Below are 17,621 nucleotides of genomic sequence, written 5' to 3' on the forward strand. Positions count from 1 at the left end.
TATCTGCGCCACTAAAATTTTGTACTTTTTTGGAGTTATCGGATGAAAGTTACACTGCCTGATTTTCGCCGCGCCGGGGTATTGGTGGTGGGTGACGTCATGTTGGATCGCTATTGGTATGGGCCGACCAGCCGTATTTCACCGGAAGCGCCGGTGCCGGTGGTCAAGGTTGAAACCATTGAAGAGCGTCCCGGCGGTGCAGCAAACGTGGCGATGAATATCGCTTCGCTGGGTGCCAACTCACGCCTGGTGGGCTTGACCGGTATTGATGACGCGGCGCGTGCACTGAGCGCCAAGCTGAACGAAGTGAACGTGCGCTGTGATTTCGTTTCGGTACCGACGCATCCGACCATCACCAAGCTGCGCGTGCTGTCACGCAACCAGCAACTGATCCGTCTCGACTTCGAAGAAGGGTTCTCCAACGTCGATTCGCAACCCATGCTGGAACGCATCCAGCAGGCGCTGCCGCAAATTGGTGCGCTGGTGCTGTCTGACTACGCCAAAGGTGCGCTGAGCCAGGTACAGAGCATGATCCAACTGGCGCGGGCCGCCAAGGTGCCGGTGCTGATCGATCCAAAGGGTTCCGATTTTGAGCGCTATCGCGGTGCGACGCTGCTGACGCCAAACCTGTCTGAGTTCGAAGCGGTCGTAGGGCACTGCAAAGACGAAGCCGAGCTGGTCGAACGCGGCATGAAGCTGGTGGCGGACTTTGAGCTCTCCGCGCTGCTGGTGACCCGTTCCGAACACGGCATGACGTTGCTGCAATTGGGCGTTCCGCCACTGCACCTGCCAACCCAGGCGCAGGAAGTGTTTGACGTTACCGGCGCCGGCGATACCGTGATTGGCGTGCTGGCCGCCGCGTTGGCTGCCGGTAACACCTTGGAAGAGTCCTGTTTCCTGGCCAATGCCGCTGCCGGCGTGGTGGTGGGCAAACTGGGGACCTCTACCGTTTCCCCGATCGAGCTGGAAAATGCGGTGCGTGGCCGTGCCGAAACCGGCTTTGGCGTCATGACCGAAGCCCAGTTGAAAACCGCCGTGGCGCAAGCACGTCAGCGCGGTGAAAAAGTAGTGATGACCAACGGTATCTTCGACATTCTGCATGCCGGTCACGTTTCCTACCTGGCGAATGCCCGCAAACTGGGCGACCGCCTGATTGTGGCGGTCAACAGCGACGCTTCTACCAAGCGCCTGAAAGGCGAGACCCGTCCGGTCAACGCGCTGGAAAACCGCATGATCGTATTGGGTGCGTTGGAAGCGGTGGACTGGGTTGTGGCATTCGAAGAAGACACGCCGCAACGCCTGATCGCCGATATCCTGCCGGATCTGCTGGTGAAAGGCGGCGACTACAAACCTGAAGATATTGCCGGCAGCGCCGAGGTTTGGGCCAACGGCGGCGACGTCAAGGTGCTGAACTTTGAAGACGGCCTGTCGACCACCAATATTATCAAGGCAATCAAAGACGGGCGGGGCTAACAGACTCTTTTTAGCCTAAATAATTCGAGTGGTATCAAGGCGGTAATCGGGTGAGTAAAAGCAGCCGACGCGGATGCAACTTGAAGTATGGCGGATAAAACGGCGGTGGCAGTGAGTGGACTGAAGCAGGAATTGAGTTTGGCGCAGGGCGTTGGGCTATTGTCCACTTCATTGCTGGGAACGGGGGTGTTCGCCGTTCCTGCGCTGGCGGCCCAGGTGGCGCAGGGCGATAGCCTTTGGGCCTGGCCGGTATTGATTGCGCTGGTGTTCCCGATTGCCATCGCTTTTGCTGCTCTGGGCCGGCATTTCCCCAGCGCCGGTGGTGCCGCGCATTTTGTCGGTCTGGCTTTTGGCCCGCGTATGGCAAAAGTGACCGGCTGGCTGTTTTTGTCGGTGATCCCGGTGGGCCTGCCTGCGGCATTACAGATAGCCGCCGGTTTTTGGCAGGCCGCGTTCGGCTGGAACGCCAATGGCCTGCTGCTGGTGCAAATAGCCACGCTGATGGTGATTTGGCTGCTGGGCACGCGCAGCGCCGGTTCCAGCGCCAATATTCAAACGCTGATCGCCATGCTGGTGGTGGCGCTGGTCGCCGCAATTTGGTGGCGTGGCGGCATCTCTCCTGCTCAAATCCCCTGGCCAGCACTCGACGAAATATCTCCCCCTAATTTGTTCCACGCGTTGGCGGTGATGTTCTGGTGCTTTGTCGGTTTGGAAGCCTTTGCGCATCTGGCAACCGAGTTCCGCAACCCTGAGCGCGATTTCCCGCGTGCCCTGCTGTTTGGCCTGCTGGTCGCCGGGGCGGTGTACTGGGGTTGTACCGTGGCGGTGTTGCACTTTCACGCGTACAGTGAACATCAGGCGGCGGCCGCGTCGTTGCCGGGTATCGTGGTGCAACTGTTTGGGCAACATGCGTTGTGGGTAGCCTGCGTCATAGGTTATCTGGCTTGCTTTGCCAGCGTGAATATCTATACCCAAAGCTTCGCCCGGCTGGTGTGGTCGCAGGCGCAGGATCGGCCAGCCAGCGCGTTGGCTAAACTGTCCGCCGGACAGGCACCGGTCAATGCATTAAGCGCGGTGGTGGGCTGTTGCCTGCTGTTTACCCTGCTGATTTATACGCTGAAACTGCCGTTGGATATGCTGTTGGTGTATGCCAATGGCATCTTTGTGCTGATCTACCTGCTGTGTATGCTGGCGGGCTGTCGAATTTTGCACGGACGTTCGCGGCTAATGGCGGCGGTAGGGCTGGGGCTGTGTTTGCTGCTGATGGTCATTATCGGCTGGAAAAGCCTGTATGCGCTGGGGATGTTCGCGTTGATTTGGCTGGTGTTGCCGCGCAGGCCGAAGGCGGCGCTAAAACGGCAGTAAGGGCGCGATGCCGCGCCCTTAGCGGTAACTATTCTGCGTCTGGCTGTTGTGCGGCTGGTGCTGCGTTCAGCTTGCTTTCCAACTCGTTCATGCGCTGTTCCAGCAACGCCAGCTTTTCACGGGTGCGCAGCAGCACCTGTGTCTGAACGTCGAACTCTTCGCGGTTGACCAAATCCAGACGGGTAAGCTGCGACTGCAGCACCTGACGGATTTTCTTCTCAACGTCTTCCCCGAATTCACGTACGCCTTTAGGCATGGATTCATGCACCTGGCGTGCGATCTGTTCAATTTTTTTCGGGTCAATCATGGCGTATCCCTTTCAGAGTTTAATAGCTGTCGTCTAGTGTAATGCGAGTTGCCCGCCGGATAAACTAATAACCGCATTCCCTGTGATTGGCCGAATTGTGCTTTTGCCAATTGCCCTGATTAATCATTAGCGTTATAGTCGAGAAGCTTATTCTCAGGGCGGGGTGCAAGTCCCCACCGGCGGTAAATCACCTTCTACGGTGAAAGCCCGCGAGCGCTCAGCCAGTCTCTTGCAGCTTGGTTAGAGGTCAGCAGATCCGGTGTAATTCCGGGGCCGACGGTTATAGTCCGGATGGGAGAGAGTAACGGTATCTGCCGGGTTTGCGCCCGCTTGCGTTATTTTTTTAGCTATTGCTAGCTACTCCTCAAGATCGCCCTGGTTCTGGTAATCCATAATTTTTTAATGAGGTTTTTTACCATGAATCAGACCCTACTTTCAGATTTCGGCACGCCGGTAGAACGCGTAGAGCGAGCTATTGAAGCATTGCGCAATGGCCGCGGTGTAATGGTGCTCGATGATGAAAATCGTGAAAACGAAGGTGATATGATCTTCGCCGCAGAAACCATGACCGTTGAGCAGATGGCACTGACCATTCGCCACGGCAGCGGTATTGTGTGTCTGTGTCTCACCGAAGAACGTCGTCAGCAGCTCGAACTGCCGATGATGGTGACCAACAACTCCAGCCAGTTCCAGACGGCCTTCACCGTGACTATCGAAGCGGCGCAGGGCGTGACCACCGGCGTGTCCGCTTCCGATCGCCTGACCACTATCCGTGCGGCCGTGGCCGATAACGCCAAGCCAAGCGATCTGAATCGTCCTGGGCACGTTTTCCCGCTGCGCGCGCAGCCAGGTGGCGTGCTGAGCCGTCGTGGTCACACTGAAGCGACTATCGATCTGGTCTCTATGGCCGGTTTCAAACCTGCCGGTGTGCTGTGTGAACTGACTAACGACGATGGCAGCATGGCGCATGCGCCGGAAGTGATCGTGTTTGCCAAACAGCATGATATGACCGTATTGACCATCGAAGATCTGGTGGCTTACCGCCAGGCTCACGAAAAGAAAGCCAGCTGATAACGAACTGACTTTCTGACGATGAAAAAAGCCGCGTAATGCGGCTTTTTTTGTGGCTGAAAACCGTTAACCTATGCCGCCGCTTTGCAACAGCGTCAGGCTGAATCCCATCACCGCCATCCCACACAGCACGCCGTAGCTCGGGTTATTGTGCGGATCGATTTCTTTCGCCAACGGCATCAGTTCATCAACCGACAGCGCCACCATGATGCCAGCAACCGCCGCCATAATCGACGCCATTACCACCGGCGAAATCATCGGGCCAAGCAGCAGGAACGCCAATACGCCGCCGAGAATCTCCGCCATGCCGGAAATACCGGACCACAGCAGGGCTTTGGTCTTGGAGCCGGTTGCGGCATACACCGGGCCGGCCACCGCCAGACCTTCAGGAATATTGTGGATAGCCACGGCCAGCGCAATGCCCATGCCCAGTTCCAGGTCGGCGCTGGCGGTGACGAAGGTAGCGATGCCTTCCGGGAAGTTGTGCAGGCTGATGCCCAGCGTCAACAGCACCGCGGTGCGCTTCAGGTTGTGCGGTTTCAGCGGTTGCTGCATCAGATCCTGCGGGTGCTGGTGCGGCAGCATGCGGTCCAGCGCGAAATACCCCAGCAGCCCAAGCATGAACATGCCGTAACCCATCATCGGCGACATGCCGACGGTGTGCAGCGCCGCGGGCAGCATTTCCATCAGCGATATCAGCAGCATAATCCCAGCGGCAAATCCAAGAGCAAAAGCCAGCATTCGGTTGGAAGGCTTCTGGCCAATAATGCCGAACAGGGCGCCGACAAAGGTGGCGCCGCCGGCCAGCAAGGTCAGGAGCAGCGGTACGGACATGGTTGTCTCCTTTTATGCTGAAATTATCGTTTATTTTCTGATACTAACAGAGTAAAGGCATAAATCGAGTGGATTTGGCTGATTGTTTCTATCGTTTTAACCGTTCAAATTTATTGAAGATCATCATCACGGTTATCCGGCTGTGTCGCCGTGGCAAACGGCGTAGTCTAGTCCCCATCATGTTTGCGACTGACCAAGGATCTTGTATGAACAGCTCTCGTATGCCTGCACTTTTTCTCGGCCACGGTAGCCCGATGAACGCGCTGGAAGAAAACCGCTATACCCAGGCCTGGCGTCATCTGGGTGAAACGCTGCCGCGCCCGAAGGCCATCATTGCCGTTTCTGCTCACTGGTACACCCGTGGCACCGTGGTGACTGCGATGGAAAAACCAAGAACCATCCATGACTTTGGCGGTTTTCCGCAGGCGCTGTTCGATACCCGGTATCCGGCGCCAGGATCCCCTGCGCTGGCGGCGCAGATCCAGCAAGTGTTGGCGCCGATTACTGTCACGGCAGACGACAGCGAATGGGGCCTGGACCACGGCACCTGGGGCGTGTTGATCAAAATGTATCCCGAGGCGGATATTCCGATCGTGCAGCTCAGCATCGACGGCACCAAACCGGCGGAATACCATTATGAACTGGGCCGTAAACTGGCGGTGTTGCGTGACCAGGGGGTGATGATCGTCGCCAGCGGCAACGTGGTGCATAACCTGCGGATGGTAAAATGGCAGGGGGACGCCACCCCTTATCCGTGGGCCACTTCGTTTGACCGGTTTGTGCGTGATAACCTGATTTATCAGGGAGATAACCACCCGCTGGTCAATTTTATGCAGCACGAAGGCGCAGCGCTGTCTAACCCGACGCCGGAACACTACCTGCCGCTGTTATACGTACTGGGCAGTTGGGACGGCAAAGAGGCGATAACCCTTCCGGTGGAGGGCATCGAGATGAGCGCACTGAGTATGCTGTCGGTGCAGGTTGGCTAAAGGCTCTACGCCGGCCTCAGGCCGGCGTAGATTGATCGGCAAAGCCGCAGGATTGGCGGATCACCAGCGAAGGCGGCAGGATGATGCGTTTTGGCGGCTCATCATTGCCTTGAATGCGGCTATACAGCAGTTCCCCCGCCTTGCGGCCGATCTCGCGGGAGGCCACCGATACGGTGGTCAAACCCGGCTGCACCAGCGACGCTTCGGTAATATCATCAAACCCTATCAGCGCGAAATCACGGCCAATCTGGCGTTCGAGTTTGCGCAATGTCTGCATCACGCCCAACGCGACAATGTCCTGATAGCATAACGCCGCCGTGATTTCCGGATGGGCCATCAACAACTGCTCTGCAGCCTTGGCGCCGGAGCTTTGGCTGGCCTCGCTGTCGACGATCCATTCGCCCTTGACCACAATCCCCCGTTCCAGCAGCTTGCTGGTGTAACCCCCCAACCGCTGCGCGCGGGTGGTGGAGTTGATGGATCCTCCGATGAAAGCGATATTGCGATGGCCAAGATCCAACAGATGCTGGGTTGCCAACTGTGTGCCAAGGAAGTTATCTGTGCCGACAAAGTCAAAGTGCGCATCAGCCACCGGCCTGACCACCATGATGGCCGGGATCTTGCGGCGTTTCAGCGTTTCAAAAAACAGGCTCGGCGTTTGTCGGGCGGCACACAGCACCATGCCGCTGGCGCTGTTTTGCAGCAGCGAGTCGACAAATTTTTGTTGCCTGTCGGCCGATTCTTCGCTGTTGGCCAGAAACAGCATCAGTTGATGGCGTTCCATTTCCTGGCTCAGCCCGGCGGTCATCTCGGCGTAAAAAGGATTGGTGATGTCATGTAGCAGCAGGCCGACCTGATTGCTGCTGCGATTGCGCAGGTTTGCCGCGGTCTGATTGTAAACGTAGCCCAGATGATCGATGGCGCTCAGCACACGCTTGCGTGTTTCATCCGATATGCGGCCACGGTTACGCAATACCATCGAAACCGTAGCGGTGGAGACTTTTGCGTATGCGGCGACATCCGCCAAGGTTATGGTGCTCATTTCATCTCCTGTCGATGCTGGCTTTTACACCAAGGTATATCGATTAACCTTTTCTGTATGATTTCGTTAAATAGAGTGTGACGACGATCGCGATTTATAAGCTTTTTAGCAGGTTATTATCCGTTATATGAGGTTAATCTCGTTAATCAGCCTGTTTGTTATGGGGTTAATCGATTAATCTTTTTCTATCTATTCAGTGCATAGGCAGAAGGATATGACAGAGCAACAGCGCAACGCAACAAGCTATGACAAACACCCGGAAGTGGCGGTTCAGGGCTTTGATCATGCCGCCTGGCAAGGTTGGCCGGCGGTGGTCGAGGCAGTCAGCCGCAAGGTTGCCGCCCTCGGGTTACGCAAAACCCTGTTGGTGGTGGATTGCTACCCTGGGGTGAATTTGGCAGAACTGAGCGAGAATCTTATCCATCCGCTGAAGCCCGCCAGCAGTATCAACGCCGAATTGGCCAAATATGATGAATCGCATATTCACGCGATGATTGAACGCAACTTAACCGATGACCGCGTTTTTGGCGTGCTGTCATGCCATCAACTACCTGAATTTTTTGATGATGAGCGCGTGCAGCAGCTACGCGATCAAATTGCGAGCGTCGAAAGTGGCCTGGTAGTGATTTATGGACCGGGCGCGGCGTTGATCGCCGAGGGCGATGTGCTGGTGTATGCCGACATGGCTCGCTGGGAAATCCAGCAGCGTTTTCGCCGTGGTGAACTGGGCAACTGGGGCGTCACCAATGTGGACGAAGACGTGTTGCGTCGTTACAAGCGGGCCTTTTTTGTGGAATGGCGGGTGTTCGATCGCCATAAAACCCCGTTGTTGCAGCGTGCTGACCTGGTGTTGGACACCAACCAGGCAGGTAAGCCCAAGGCCGTGAGTGGCGAGGCATTCCACGCTGGATTGCAGCAGGTCACCCAACGTCCATTCCGCGTCGTGCCCTTTTTTGACCCCGGTATTTGGGGCGGTCAATGGATGAAACAACAGTTCGATCTCGACCCGACGGCAGCCAACTACGCGTGGTGTTTTGACTGCGTGCCCGAGGAAAACAGCCTGCTAATGCGTTTTGGTGACGTTCGGGTCGAGATCCCCTCACAGGATTTGGTGCTGTTATACCCGAGGCCCCTGCTGGGCGAGCGCGTACACGCCCGTTTCGGCGCCGAATTCCCGATCCGTTTTGACCTGCTGGATACCGTCGGCGGGCAAAACCTCAGCTTCCAGGTGCACCCGCTGACGGAATACATCCAACAGCATTTCGGCATGCATTACACCCAGGATGAAAGCTATTACATTCTGGCGGCAGAGCAAGGCGCCGAAGTGTATCTGGGGATGAAAAACGGTACCGATCCGCAGGCGATGATGGCCGATCTGGCGGCCGCCCAAAGGGGCGAAAAGGCGTTCGACGATTGCCGTTTTGTGAACCGCTTCCCGGCGCGTAAACACGATCACTTCCTGATCCCGGCTGGGACGGTGCACTGTTCAGGTGCGGGAACCATGGTGCTGGAGATCAGCGCTACGCCGTACATTTTCACCTTCAAACTGTGGGACTGGGGCCGTGTGGGATTAGATGGCCTGCCGCGTCCGGTGCATTTGCAGCACGGTGAGCAGGTGATCAACTGGCAATGCGACACCGACTGGGCAACGGAGAACCTGGTCAACCACGTTGAACCGGTTGCTGAAGGGCAAGGCTGGCAGGAAGAGCGAACCGGCCTGCACGAGCGCGAATTTATCGAAACCCGCCGTCACTGGTTCAGTGAACCGGTATTACACCATACCGAAGGGCGAGTGAACGTGCTGAACCTGGTGGAAGGAGAAGAGGCAGTGGTTGAAAGCCCTGAGGGCCATTTTGCTCCCTTTGTGGTGCATTACGCGGAAACCTTCATCGTCCCGGCTGCGGTCGGGGCGTATCGCATCAGCCCACATGGCCGCAGCCTGGGTAAAACCCTGGGCACCATCAAAGCCTGGGTAAGGGGATAAACATTATGTTGAGAGTGATTGTGACTTCTCATGGGCCGCTGGCCGAGGCGTTACTGAGCAGCGCGCGCATGGTTTACGGCGAGTTGCCGGGGACCAGTCATGTCGGTCTGAGTGAAGGCGCCGGCATCGAGGCTTTTAAGCGGGACTTTGCCGACGAACTGCGTCGGGTGAGCGCAGGGGCTGACGGAGTGTTGATACTGTGCGACATGCTGTGCGGTACGCCGTACAACGTGGCCTGTCGTCACGCCTTTGATCCCAATGCGCCAGTGCCGATGGCGGTAGTGACCGGCGTGAATTTCCCGATGTTGCTGATGAGTGCCGAATTGCTGGAAGGAAAGGATGTTCAACTGGCGGCACAGGAGCTGGTGGCGCAGGGCGGTGAGGCGATTGCGCTTGCCCGTCCTGCGGTGACGGCGCAAATGGACGATTTCTGAGGAGAGAGTATGGCTATTTCATTCGTACGTATCGACGACCGGGTCATTCACGGTCAACTGGTGACCCGCTGGGCGAAAGAGCTGCCCTGCGACGGCATCGTGGCGATTGATGATGAGGTCGCGGCAGATCCGCTGTTGTCATCGGTGATGAAAGGGGCAGTGCAGGACACCAAGGTATGGCTGTTCACCGTACAGCAGGCGATAGAAAAATTGCCGAAGGTGATCGCCAGCGACAAGCAGTACTTCGTGATTGGCAAATCGCCGGTCACGCTGCGACGGCTGATGGAAGCAGGAATCGACCTCAGCAATCGCAACAAGAAAATCAACGTCGGTCCGATGTCTGCCCGCAAAGACACGGTGACTATCGGCCCGAATCAATCCGTGACGGTAACAGAATCGGAAGCCTTTGATTTCCTGAGCGAACATGGCCATGCCATCGAATTCCGTTTAGTCCCGGATGCCAGCCATTTCAACTGGCTGGATGCAAAAAAGAAACTCAAATAAGCCTGAACGGCGGGAGTGAACTATGTGGTTTGAAGCGACGCTTATCGGGATACTTTGCTATCTCGGCGCGCTGAGCAGCCCCTGGCTGCTGGGACTGACCGGAGGCTGGTATATTCTCAGCCGTCCGCTGGTCTCCGGCATGCTGGTGGGGGCTATCCTCGGCGATGTACAGACCGGCATCATCATTGGTGTGGCGGTACAGGCGGTTTATATCGCCATGGTTACACCGGGCGGATCGATGCCGGCCGACCTCAATTTTGTAGCATTCCCGGCGATTGCGCTGGGCATTCTTTCCGGTAAGGGGCCCGAGGTGGCCGTCGCCCTGGCAGCGACTATCGGCATCATGGGCACCGTGCTGTTCAATGCCATGATGGTACTCAATTCCTACTGGAACCACCGCGCGGATCTGGCGGTGGAGCGCGGGGACGAACAGGGCATTTACCTTAACAGCGCCATCTGGCCGCAGGTCACCAACTTCCTGCTGCGCTTTGTACCGACGTTTATCGCCGTCTTTTTCGGGGCGCGCTATATCAACGCCTTTATGGACAGCTTGCCGACGTTGGTGCTGACTACCATGAACGTGGTCGGCGGCATTCTGCCTGCGGTCGGTATCGCCATTCTTCTTAAGCAGATTATTAAAAGCTACAGCATGCTGATTTACTTCCTGGTGGGGTTCATCTGCATTGTTTTCCTCAAGCTGAATATGGTGGCGCTGGTGATTGTCGGCGCGCTGCTGGCATTGATTCACTACAACTATAAGCCAGAGCCGCAGGCGGCTGCCGCACAGGCCGCGCCTCAGGCTGACGATGAGGATGAATTCTGATGGATACGCCAACACCAAAATTGAATAAGCAGGACCTGCGTCGTTGCTGGCGCAGTTGGATGATGTACAACCTGTCGTCGATGAGCTTTGAACGTCTGGAATCTTACGGTTTCTGCCTGAGCATGATGCCGGCGCTGAAAAAACTGTATCCGGAAAAACAACAGCGCATTGAGGCCATTCGCCGCCATACTTCGTTCTATAACACCGAGCCGCAGCTGGGCGCGATTGTTAACGGCATGGTGATAGGGCTGGAAGAAAAACGTGCCAACGGCGAGCCGATCGACGGTGAAACCATCAATACGCTCAAGGTCGGCCTGATGGGGCCGGTGGCCGGTATCGGCGACTCCATGGTGCCGGGCATGTTGCTGCCCATTTTGTTGAGCATCGGTATGGCGCTGGCTGCTGGCGGCAGCGTGATTGGCCCGTTATTCTACATTATGGCGTTCAGCCTGATCGTCATTCCCGGGTCTTACTGGCTGTTTATGAAGGGCTACCATATGGGCTCCGGCTCGGTGGAAATGCTGGTCAGCAGCAAGTCCTCACGCCTGCGAGAAGCGCTTTCCCTGCTGGGAGTGTTCGTTATGGGCGGCGTAGCCGCGAGCTACGTCAAACTGGGCACCGGCCTGGAGTTCATCACCAAAGACGGGGTGAATATTCACCTGCAGCAAATGCTGGACGGCATTTTCCCTAACCTGATGCCGCTGATCGTGGTGCTGATGACCTGGTATCTGATGGCCAAGCGGGGATTGTCACCGGTGAAAGCGATGTTGGGGCTGTTGGCCCTGGCAGCGGCAGGGGTGGCCTGCGGCTTGTTCTCCTGATACCCGTCGCCTTTCAAGCTGCAGCCAGGCGCCTAGGCTGCAGCTTGAAACTCATAGGGTAGAAATTTCCTATTATTGAATTAGACAGTAGTCTTTAGGGCTCAAACCGTTGCCATTTTTCCGCTACGCTGCCCGGTTTGGAAATGAACTGGAAGCGCGCCGGATCGGTTTCAAACTGCGAGTAGAGCGGGGCATCACTCAGACCGAATTCATGGTATTGGCGTGGGCCGATGGCGTGCAGCCGGCCGGATTGATAACGCGGGTTCTGTTGCCAGATTATATTGTCGCCCTGCAATAGCGGGTACCACGCCAGTCCTTTGTATTCACGCACGGCATCGTATTCAAAGCCATATTCACGATCGCACCAGGCCGCGAAGGTCAGCGGCTGGTGAGGATCGGCAGAAATCGTGGCGTGGGCCCAACCCGGCGGCACCAGCACTTTCTCGCCGGGTCCGGCGTGGACGGCGAAGCAGCGGCCCGGTTCATATTCCACCTGTTCCTGCATGTAAATGATCGCCTTTCCCTGCCAGATTTCATACAGCTCTGGTGGTGACCAACCGCTGTGCGCGCTGATACGGTGTACGTGTCCCTGGCTGCGTATCGGCTCCTGGCCCAATTGCCCTTGGGCATAGGTGACAATGCCGAACAACAGCATGCGTTTCTTCAATTCGGCCAAATGTTGCTGTTTCGCGACGTCCATCGCGATGGCATAAACCTGCTCTGGTCCCTGGCAGTCAGGATCGCGCAGGGAACGGCGGATTTGCTCCAGCGTGCGTATCTCCGGCAAGGGGCCAATCACGTCATTGCCATAGCCAAATCCCATCGGGCTGTCGCTAATACGGACATCAAGCCCAAATCGCAGCATTGAGTCACTCATATTGCGCCTCCGCCTTCCAGCCATCGCCATCGGCAAAGACCCGCAGCTTGAAACCCTGAGGCTGCAACGCATCGTAGTTGTGGCCGGCGACCGTTGGCCACACCGCCAGCGCAGAAAGCACGTCATTGCCGATATTGATCAAACGGTGGGCAGTAAAGGAGGGGATATGATGAACGCTACCGGGGGAAACCTGTTCCAGCGTACAAGCGCCGTCCTGGTGTTGCAGCAACAGCAAACCTTGGCCCCGTAGGCCAAAATAGAACTCGGCCTGTTCTGGCCGCTGGTGAAAATGCCCACGGGTCATAAAGAATTCGTCGCCCACCCGGCCAGGTTGCAGATGAGTGGTGCCGACAAACAGCTCGCCTTCCTGCTGCACGGAAGGCAACATTTCAACCTGATAGACGGCAAGCTCCGCCGGTAAGCTTTGCCAGGCTGCGGGATCGGCAAAGATCCCCGACAGGCTGCCCAGCGTCGTGGATTTGCGTTGAACATCAGGTGCGGTAAAGCATCCGTTCGCCAGGTTGACCTGCGGTGGGATCATGGACGTCAGTTTCATATCTGGTTGCTCCGCCCGAGGAGAACAGACGCTTCGAGTATAGAAGGTTAATCGATTAATCACCAGGCGAAATGCATAAAAAAAGCGCGATAAGATCGCGCTTTTTACCCAAGAACTGAGCCGTTAGCCGAGAATGATATGCGGATAGAAACGCGACAGATCCTGGGTGATCAGTTCACGATCTTCGCGCAGGCCGATCCCGCAGGGTTGATCGTCCACCAGCCAACTGCCGATCAGCGTATAGCTGCCTTCGAACTGGGGCAGCGGGTGGAACTGCTGCACGATCATGCCTTCTTCGCCGTAAGGGCCATCGACGCTCGCGACCTGCTGGCCGTTCTGCACGATCTGGATATTGGCGCCTTCGCGTGAGAACAGCGGCTTGGTGACGTAGTGGTCAAGCTGCGGGTGCTCGTCTTCTGCAAAGTAGGCCGCCAGCAGATTTGGATGATCCGGGAACATTTCCCACAGCATCGGCAGCAGTGCCTTGTTGGAAATGATGCTTTTCCATGCCGGCTCCAGCCAGCGTACGCCGGCGTCTTCCAGCTTGGTGGAAAACATCTCGCGCAGCATGAACTCCCACGGATAAAGCTTGAACAGGTTACCTATGACCTGGTTCTGCAGGTCGGTAAACTGGCCTTTTTCACCCAGGCCAATCTCTTCCATAAACAGGAATTCGGTCGGCACGCCGGCTTCCAGCGCGCAATCTTGCAGATACTGCACTGTCCCGCGATCTTCTTCGCTGTCCTGGCAACAGGCCATATGCAGCAGGCCAAAACCGTGGTGCGCTTTCAGATCGGCGAAACGCTCGATCAGCTTTTCCTGCAGGCTGTTGTACTGATCGGATTCCGGGCTAAGGTTGCCTGCATTGATCTGATCTTCCAGCCACAGCCATTGGAAAAAGGCTGCTTCATACAGCGAAGTTGGCGTATCGGCGTTGTTCTCCAGCAGCTTGGGCGGGTTAACGCCGTCGTAGGCCAGATCGAGACGCGAATACAGCGAAGGCTGGTTGGTGCGCCATGAACTGCGCACGAATTCCCAGGTGTGTTTCGGGATGCGGAACTTGGTCATCAGCGCATCGCTGCTGACCACTTTTTCTACCACCTGCAAGCACATCTGGTGCAATTCAGCGGTGGCGTTTTCAATTTCTTCAATCTGCGCCAGCGTGAATTGGTAATAGGCATCCTCACACCAATAGGGTTCGCCGTACATGGTGTGGAAGCGGAAGCCAAATTCGGTGGCTTTTTCGCGCCAGTCCGGACGCTCGGTAATCGCAACGCGTTTCATGCATTAACCGCCCATGCTGCGTGAGCCGGAATTGGACGTTGCGCTGCTGCGCTGCATGCTGGTTTGCTTGGCCACGGATTCACCGAAGCCACCGCGGGTGACGGTATTGGTCACTGCCGGTTTTGGCGCCATCGCGGTTTTCGGCACCGTCATGGTGCGGCCGCCGGCTGTGGCTGGGCCGTAGCTCTTGCCACTGGCGTCAACAAACTTGCCGTTTGCCGGGCTGGCTGCATTTTTGGAGGTGAACAGCGGTTGCTGAGCAAAACCGGAGCCGCCCATCATGCGGCCCATCATGTAACCGGCCATCAGCGGCATCCAGAAGCTGCCGCTGCTCTGCGACTCTGCGGCCATGCCGGCCTGGGCCGGAGCAGGTGCCTGAGTACATTGAGCTTCGCCGAACTCGGCGACGCAGTCTTCGCGGGTTGCGTATTTCGGCGCCGTTTTCTCGGCTTCTTTCAGGGCGTTGTTATAAGCGGTGGTGCACTGCTCGCTCATGGAAGGGTTGTTGCGCGAACAGTCGTCGGCATTCTGATACATGGAGACAGTTTCATCGCTCTTCTCGCAGCCGGCCAGCATAAAGACTGCGCTGATCGCCAAAGCCACAGGGGCAACACGGTAGTTGCGCCAGGATTTGCGGAACGTCTCTTGGTTGATGTTTTTTGTCCGTTTCATCGTTAGTAATCCCATCAGTCGGGCTGTTTTCGCCCTTTCCCAGTAGTGGCCGTAAGAATAGGGGAAAGATGGTCAAAATTAAAGCTGAAACGCCCACAGAATCCACTCTTTACGCAGTTATACGTTGGGCTGTGCGCCAGCTCGCTTTACTGACTAAAAAAGCGGCGTCAGGGTTTCATTATGGAACGTGAAGGGGAAAGTAATGTTCCATAATGAAACAAAAAATCCCGAGATCGCAAAGCAAGCAGCAAGCCCTATAGTCAGTCCATAACAACGCGGCGGCACAAGACCGACGCAGCATCACCTGATATCTGAACGTTACCATCGCCAATTTCCCTACAAGGATCCGGTTATGTTGAGAATCATCCAGTCTCCAGGCAAGTACATTCAGGGCGCCAACGCATTGGCCGCCGTGGGCGAATACGCCAAAAACCTTGCCGACCATTATTTCGTGATTGCCGACGACTTCGTGATGAAGCTGGCGGGCGATACCCTGATGGGCAGCTTGCAACAGCACGGGGTGAAGCACCATGCCTGCGTGTTCAACGGCGAATGCTGCCATAAGGAAATCGACCGGCTCGGCCGGGAGCTCAAGGCTCACGGTTGTCGCGGAGTGATTGGTATCGGCGGTGGCAAAACGCTGGATACCGCCAAAGCGATTGCGTATTACCAGCATCTGCCGGTGGTGCTGATCCCGACCATCGCCTCTACCGATGCGCCGACCAGCGCGTTATCAGTGATTTATACCGAACAGGGCGAATTTGCCGAATACCTGATTTACCCACGCAATCCCGACATGGTGGTGATGGACAGTGCAATTATCGCCAAGGCCCCGGTGCGGCTGCTGGTGGCGGGTATGGGCGATGCGCTGTCGACTTATTTTGAGGCGCAGGCGTGTTTCGATGCGCAGGCCACCAGTATGGCGGGCGGCAAATCGACGCTGGCAGCCCTCAGCCTGGCGCGCTTGTGTTATGAGACGCTGTTGGCGGAGGGCGTCAAAGCCAAGCTGGCGGTCGAGGCCGGAGTGGTGACGGAGGCGGTCGAACGCATTATCGAGGCCAATACCTACCTGAGCGGCATCGGCTTTGAAAGCAGCGGATTGGCGGGAGCGCATGCCATCCACAACGGCTTTACCGTGCTCGAAGAGTGCCATCATCTGTACCACGGCGAGAAAGTGGCTTTTGGCACGCTGTCGCAGCTGGTGCTGCAAAACAGCAGCATGGAGCAGATCGAAACGGTGCTGGATTTCTGTCAGCAGCTCGGTTTGCCGATCACGCTGGCGCAAATGGGGGTTAGCGGCGATGCGGCAGAGAAAATCATGGCGGTTGCCGAAGCCAGCTGCGCTGCCGGCGAAACTATCCACAATATGCCGTTCAAGGTCACGCCGGCCAGCGTTCAGGCGGCTATTCTGACGGCAGATCGGCTGGGCAATGCCTGGCTGCAACGACACTCAAGCTGATGCCGCAGGGGCGCAGCAGGCTGCGTCCCGTGGGCCAAACGAGGAAATAACCGTGAAGAAACTGATTAATAAGGTGGAATCGGTACTGGAAGAGCAACTGCTGGGGCTGGCAGAGGCGCACCCGGAGCTGTTGGTGCATCAGGAGCCGGTGTTCGTCACTCGCGCCGACGCGCCGGTCGCGGGCAAAGTGGCGATCCTGTCCGGCGGCGGCAGCGGCCATGAGCCGATGCACTGCGGCTTTGTCGGCGAAGGCATGCTCGACGGTGCCTGCCCGGGCGAAATTTTCACCTCGCCAACGCCGGACAAAATGTACGAGTGCGGCCAGGCGATCGACGGTGGTGCCGGGGTGTTGTTGCTAATAAAAAACTATACCGGCGACGTGCTGAACTTTGAAACCGCCACCGAGCTGCTGCATGACAGCGGCGTCCAGGTGGCGACGGTGCTGGTGGACGATGACGTGGCGGTCAAAGACAGCCTGTTCACCGCCGGACGTCGCGGGGTGGCCAATACCGTGCTGATGGAAAAATTGCTCGGTGCGGCAGCGGCGCGCGGCGACGATCTGGATAGCCTGGTGACGCTGGGCCACAGCATCAACAATCACGGGCATTCGATCGGTATTGCGTTGGGGGCCTGTACCGTACCGGCCGCCGGCAAGCCCTCGTTCGTGTTGGCGGAAAATGAGATGGAGTTTGGCGTCGGCATTCACGGCGAGCCGGGCATTGCACGGCGTCCGTTTACCACCCTCAATGCGGCGGTGGACGACATGTTTCATACCCTGATAGACCATGGCCATTACCAGCGCACCCTCCGCGTTTGGGATCGTCAGCAGGGGGAATGGCGTGATGAAGCGCAAACCAAGCAGCCGCTGACGCGCGGCGATCGCGTGATTGCATTGGTGAATAACCTGGGTGCGACACCTTTGTCCGAGCTGTATGGCGTCTATCACCGTCTGGCGGAACGTTGCGCAGAAGCTGGCTTGATCGTCGAACGCAGCCTGATCGGTTCTTACTGCACGTCGCTGGACATGCAAGGGGTTTCAATCACGCTGCTGAAGGTGGATGACGAGTTGTTGTCCCTGTGGGATGCGCCGGTGAAAACGCCTGCGCTGCGTTGGGGTTGCTGAGGA

Annotated in this window: 18 protein-coding genes and 1 riboswitch; of the genes, 11 read left to right on the plus strand and 7 right to left on the minus strand. The window is 57.1% G+C overall.

The window, feature by feature from the left end; all coding sequences use genetic code 11:
* Nucleotides 1-42: 42 nt before the first annotated feature.
* Together hldE and yjeH are read left to right on the plus strand one after the other, a co-directional pair.
* Entirely contained in the window at nucleotides 43-1,473 is a 1,431-nt protein-coding gene (hldE, locus tag AC1RKG_RS12180) for a bifunctional D-glycero-beta-D-manno-heptose-7-phosphate kinase/D-glycero-beta-D-manno-heptose 1-phosphate adenylyltransferase HldE (RefSeq protein ID WP_020828712.1), read from the plus strand.
* A 111-nt stretch (nucleotides 1,474-1,584) separates the two neighbouring features.
* A complete protein-coding gene (gene yjeH, locus AC1RKG_RS12185) occupies nucleotides 1,585-2,838 on the plus strand; it encodes an L-methionine/branched-chain amino acid transporter (protein ID WP_174574842.1) in 1,254 nt (417 codons plus the stop codon).
* A gap of 28 nt (nucleotides 2,839-2,866) precedes the next feature.
* On the opposite strand, the gene ubiK is transcribed toward yjeH, so the two are convergent.
* Nucleotides 2,867-3,145, minus strand: a complete 279-nt coding sequence (gene ubiK / locus AC1RKG_RS12190; RefSeq protein WP_006328184.1) for a ubiquinone biosynthesis accessory factor UbiK — start codon at nucleotides 3,143-3,145, stop codon at nucleotides 2,867-2,869.
* A 145-nt stretch (nucleotides 3,146-3,290) separates the two neighbouring features.
* Nucleotides 3,291-3,452, plus strand: a riboswitch (FMN riboswitch).
* 110 nt (nucleotides 3,453-3,562) lie between these two features.
* Between ubiK and ribB the strand changes: the two genes are divergently transcribed.
* Nucleotides 3,563-4,216, plus strand: a complete 654-nt coding sequence (gene ribB, locus AC1RKG_RS12195) for a 3,4-dihydroxy-2-butanone-4-phosphate synthase (RefSeq protein WP_020828709.1) — start codon at nucleotides 3,563-3,565, stop codon at nucleotides 4,214-4,216.
* Nucleotides 4,217-4,282: 66 nt separating this feature from the next.
* On the opposite strand, the gene zupT is transcribed toward ribB, so the two are convergent.
* A complete protein-coding gene (zupT, locus tag AC1RKG_RS12200; RefSeq protein WP_020828708.1) occupies nucleotides 4,283-5,050 on the minus strand; it encodes a zinc transporter ZupT in 768 nt (255 codons plus the stop codon).
* Between the two features lie 206 nt (nucleotides 5,051-5,256).
* Here zupT and ygiD point away from each other — a divergent pair, with 206 nt between their 5' ends.
* The gene (gene ygiD, locus AC1RKG_RS12205) at nucleotides 5,257-6,039 is read left to right on the plus strand and encodes a 4,5-DOPA-extradiol-dioxygenase (RefSeq protein WP_493183129.1); all 783 of its coding nucleotides are present in this window, start codon (nucleotides 5,257-5,259) and stop codon (nucleotides 6,037-6,039) included.
* Between the two features lie 16 nt (nucleotides 6,040-6,055).
* On the opposite strand, the gene AC1RKG_RS12210 is transcribed toward ygiD, so the two are convergent.
* Nucleotides 6,056-7,081: a LacI family DNA-binding transcriptional regulator gene (locus AC1RKG_RS12210; protein WP_044553550.1), complete on the minus strand. Its 1,026-nt coding sequence runs from the start codon at nucleotides 7,079-7,081 to the stop codon at nucleotides 6,056-6,058.
* Between the two features lie 214 nt (nucleotides 7,082-7,295).
* Between AC1RKG_RS12210 and AC1RKG_RS12215 the strand changes: the two genes are divergently transcribed.
* The 5 genes from AC1RKG_RS12215 to AC1RKG_RS12235 are packed head-to-tail and all read left to right on the plus strand — an operon-like array spanning nucleotide 7,296 to nucleotide 11,647.
* The gene (locus tag AC1RKG_RS12215; RefSeq protein ID WP_493183131.1) at nucleotides 7,296-9,065 is read left to right on the plus strand and encodes a class I mannose-6-phosphate isomerase; all 1,770 of its coding nucleotides are present in this window, start codon (nucleotides 7,296-7,298) and stop codon (nucleotides 9,063-9,065) included.
* 5 nt (nucleotides 9,066-9,070) lie between these two features.
* Nucleotides 9,071-9,499: a PTS sugar transporter subunit IIA gene (locus AC1RKG_RS12220; RefSeq protein ID WP_129941651.1), complete on the plus strand. Its 429-nt coding sequence runs from the start codon at nucleotides 9,071-9,073 to the stop codon at nucleotides 9,497-9,499.
* Nucleotides 9,500-9,508: 9 nt separating this feature from the next.
* Nucleotides 9,509-10,003 carry a PTS sugar transporter subunit IIB gene (locus AC1RKG_RS12225; RefSeq protein WP_493183133.1) on the plus strand — a complete coding sequence of 165 codons (495 nt, stop codon included), beginning with the start codon at nucleotides 9,509-9,511 and terminating at the stop codon, nucleotides 10,001-10,003.
* A gap of 22 nt (nucleotides 10,004-10,025) precedes the next feature.
* The gene (locus AC1RKG_RS12230; RefSeq protein WP_020828702.1) at nucleotides 10,026-10,826 is read left to right on the plus strand and encodes a PTS mannose/fructose/sorbose/N-acetylgalactosamine transporter subunit IIC; all 801 of its coding nucleotides are present in this window, start codon (nucleotides 10,026-10,028) and stop codon (nucleotides 10,824-10,826) included.
* Nucleotides 10,826-11,647, plus strand: coding sequence for a PTS system mannose/fructose/sorbose family transporter subunit IID (locus AC1RKG_RS12235; protein WP_020828701.1), 822 nt, complete (start codon nucleotides 10,826-10,828; stop codon nucleotides 11,645-11,647). Before AC1RKG_RS12230 ends, AC1RKG_RS12235 begins: the two co-directional genes overlap by 1 nt.
* A 94-nt stretch (nucleotides 11,648-11,741) precedes the next feature.
* On the opposite strand, the gene AC1RKG_RS12240 is transcribed toward AC1RKG_RS12235, so the two are convergent.
* From AC1RKG_RS12240 to AC1RKG_RS12255, 4 genes are all read right to left on the minus strand, one after another.
* Nucleotides 11,742-12,524: a glucose-6-phosphate isomerase family protein gene (locus AC1RKG_RS12240; RefSeq protein WP_122080262.1), complete on the minus strand. Its 783-nt coding sequence runs from the start codon at nucleotides 12,522-12,524 to the stop codon at nucleotides 11,742-11,744.
* Complete coding sequence (locus AC1RKG_RS12245) at nucleotides 12,517-13,080, minus strand: glucose-6-phosphate isomerase family protein (protein ID WP_493183135.1); 564 nt, start codon at nucleotides 13,078-13,080, stop codon at nucleotides 12,517-12,519. The genes AC1RKG_RS12240 and AC1RKG_RS12245 overlap by 8 nt, the downstream gene beginning before the upstream one ends.
* A gap of 123 nt (nucleotides 13,081-13,203) precedes the next feature.
* Nucleotides 13,204-14,364, minus strand: a complete 1,161-nt coding sequence (locus tag AC1RKG_RS12250; RefSeq protein ID WP_020828698.1) for a glutathionylspermidine synthase family protein — start codon at nucleotides 14,362-14,364, stop codon at nucleotides 13,204-13,206.
* A 3-nt stretch (nucleotides 14,365-14,367) separates the two neighbouring features.
* A complete protein-coding gene (locus tag AC1RKG_RS12255) occupies nucleotides 14,368-15,036 on the minus strand; it encodes a DUF1190 family protein (RefSeq protein WP_020828697.1) in 669 nt (222 codons plus the stop codon).
* A gap of 352 nt (nucleotides 15,037-15,388) precedes the next feature.
* Between AC1RKG_RS12255 and AC1RKG_RS12260 the strand changes: the two genes are divergently transcribed.
* Complete coding sequence (locus tag AC1RKG_RS12260) at nucleotides 15,389-16,495, plus strand: glycerol dehydrogenase (RefSeq protein WP_046372598.1); 1,107 nt, start codon at nucleotides 15,389-15,391, stop codon at nucleotides 16,493-16,495.
* 52 nt (nucleotides 16,496-16,547) lie between these two features.
* Nucleotides 16,548-17,618, plus strand: coding sequence for a dihydroxyacetone kinase subunit DhaK (gene dhaK / locus AC1RKG_RS12265; protein WP_041415710.1), 1,071 nt, complete (start codon nucleotides 16,548-16,550; stop codon nucleotides 17,616-17,618).
* Nucleotides 17,619-17,621 lie beyond the last annotated feature (3 nt).

The sequence above is a fragment of the Serratia sp. GW822-FHT06D09 genome, from assembly GCF_058799515.1.

Bases quoted from the DNA above. Each gene is read 5' to 3' on its own strand.
- hldE (WP_020828712.1), top strand. From the start codon at position 43: ATGAAAGTTACACTGCCTGATTTTCGCCGCGCCGGGGTATTGGTGGTG.
- ubiK (WP_006328184.1), bottom strand. From the start codon at position 3,145: ATGATTGACCCGAAAAAAATTGAACAGATCGCACGCCAGGTGCATGAA.
- ribB (WP_020828709.1), top strand. From the start codon at position 3,563: ATGAATCAGACCCTACTTTCAGATTTCGGCACGCCGGTAGAACGCGTA.
- zupT (WP_020828708.1), bottom strand. From the start codon at position 5,050: ATGTCCGTACCGCTGCTCCTGACCTTGCTGGCCGGCGGCGCCACCTTT.
- ygiD (WP_493183129.1), top strand. From the start codon at position 5,257: ATGAACAGCTCTCGTATGCCTGCACTTTTTCTCGGCCACGGTAGCCCG.
- AC1RKG_RS12210 (WP_044553550.1), bottom strand. From the start codon at position 7,081: ATGAGCACCATAACCTTGGCGGATGTCGCCGCATACGCAAAAGTCTCC.
- AC1RKG_RS12215 (WP_493183131.1), top strand. From the start codon at position 7,296: ATGACAGAGCAACAGCGCAACGCAACAAGCTATGACAAACACCCGGAA.
- AC1RKG_RS12220 (WP_129941651.1), top strand. From the start codon at position 9,071: ATGTTGAGAGTGATTGTGACTTCTCATGGGCCGCTGGCCGAGGCGTTA.
- AC1RKG_RS12225 (WP_493183133.1), top strand. From the start codon at position 9,509: ATGGCTATTTCATTCGTACGTATCGACGACCGGGTCATTCACGGTCAA.
- AC1RKG_RS12230 (WP_020828702.1), top strand. From the start codon at position 10,026: ATGTGGTTTGAAGCGACGCTTATCGGGATACTTTGCTATCTCGGCGCG.
- AC1RKG_RS12235 (WP_020828701.1), top strand. From the start codon at position 10,826: ATGGATACGCCAACACCAAAATTGAATAAGCAGGACCTGCGTCGTTGC.
- AC1RKG_RS12240 (WP_122080262.1), bottom strand. From the start codon at position 12,524: ATGAGTGACTCAATGCTGCGATTTGGGCTTGATGTCCGTATTAGCGAC.
- AC1RKG_RS12245 (WP_493183135.1), bottom strand. From the start codon at position 13,080: ATGAAACTGACGTCCATGATCCCACCGCAGGTCAACCTGGCGAACGGA.
- AC1RKG_RS12250 (WP_020828698.1), bottom strand. From the start codon at position 14,364: ATGAAACGCGTTGCGATTACCGAGCGTCCGGACTGGCGCGAAAAAGCC.
- AC1RKG_RS12255 (WP_020828697.1), bottom strand. From the start codon at position 15,036: ATGAAACGGACAAAAAACATCAACCAAGAGACGTTCCGCAAATCCTGG.
- AC1RKG_RS12260 (WP_046372598.1), top strand. From the start codon at position 15,389: ATGTTGAGAATCATCCAGTCTCCAGGCAAGTACATTCAGGGCGCCAAC.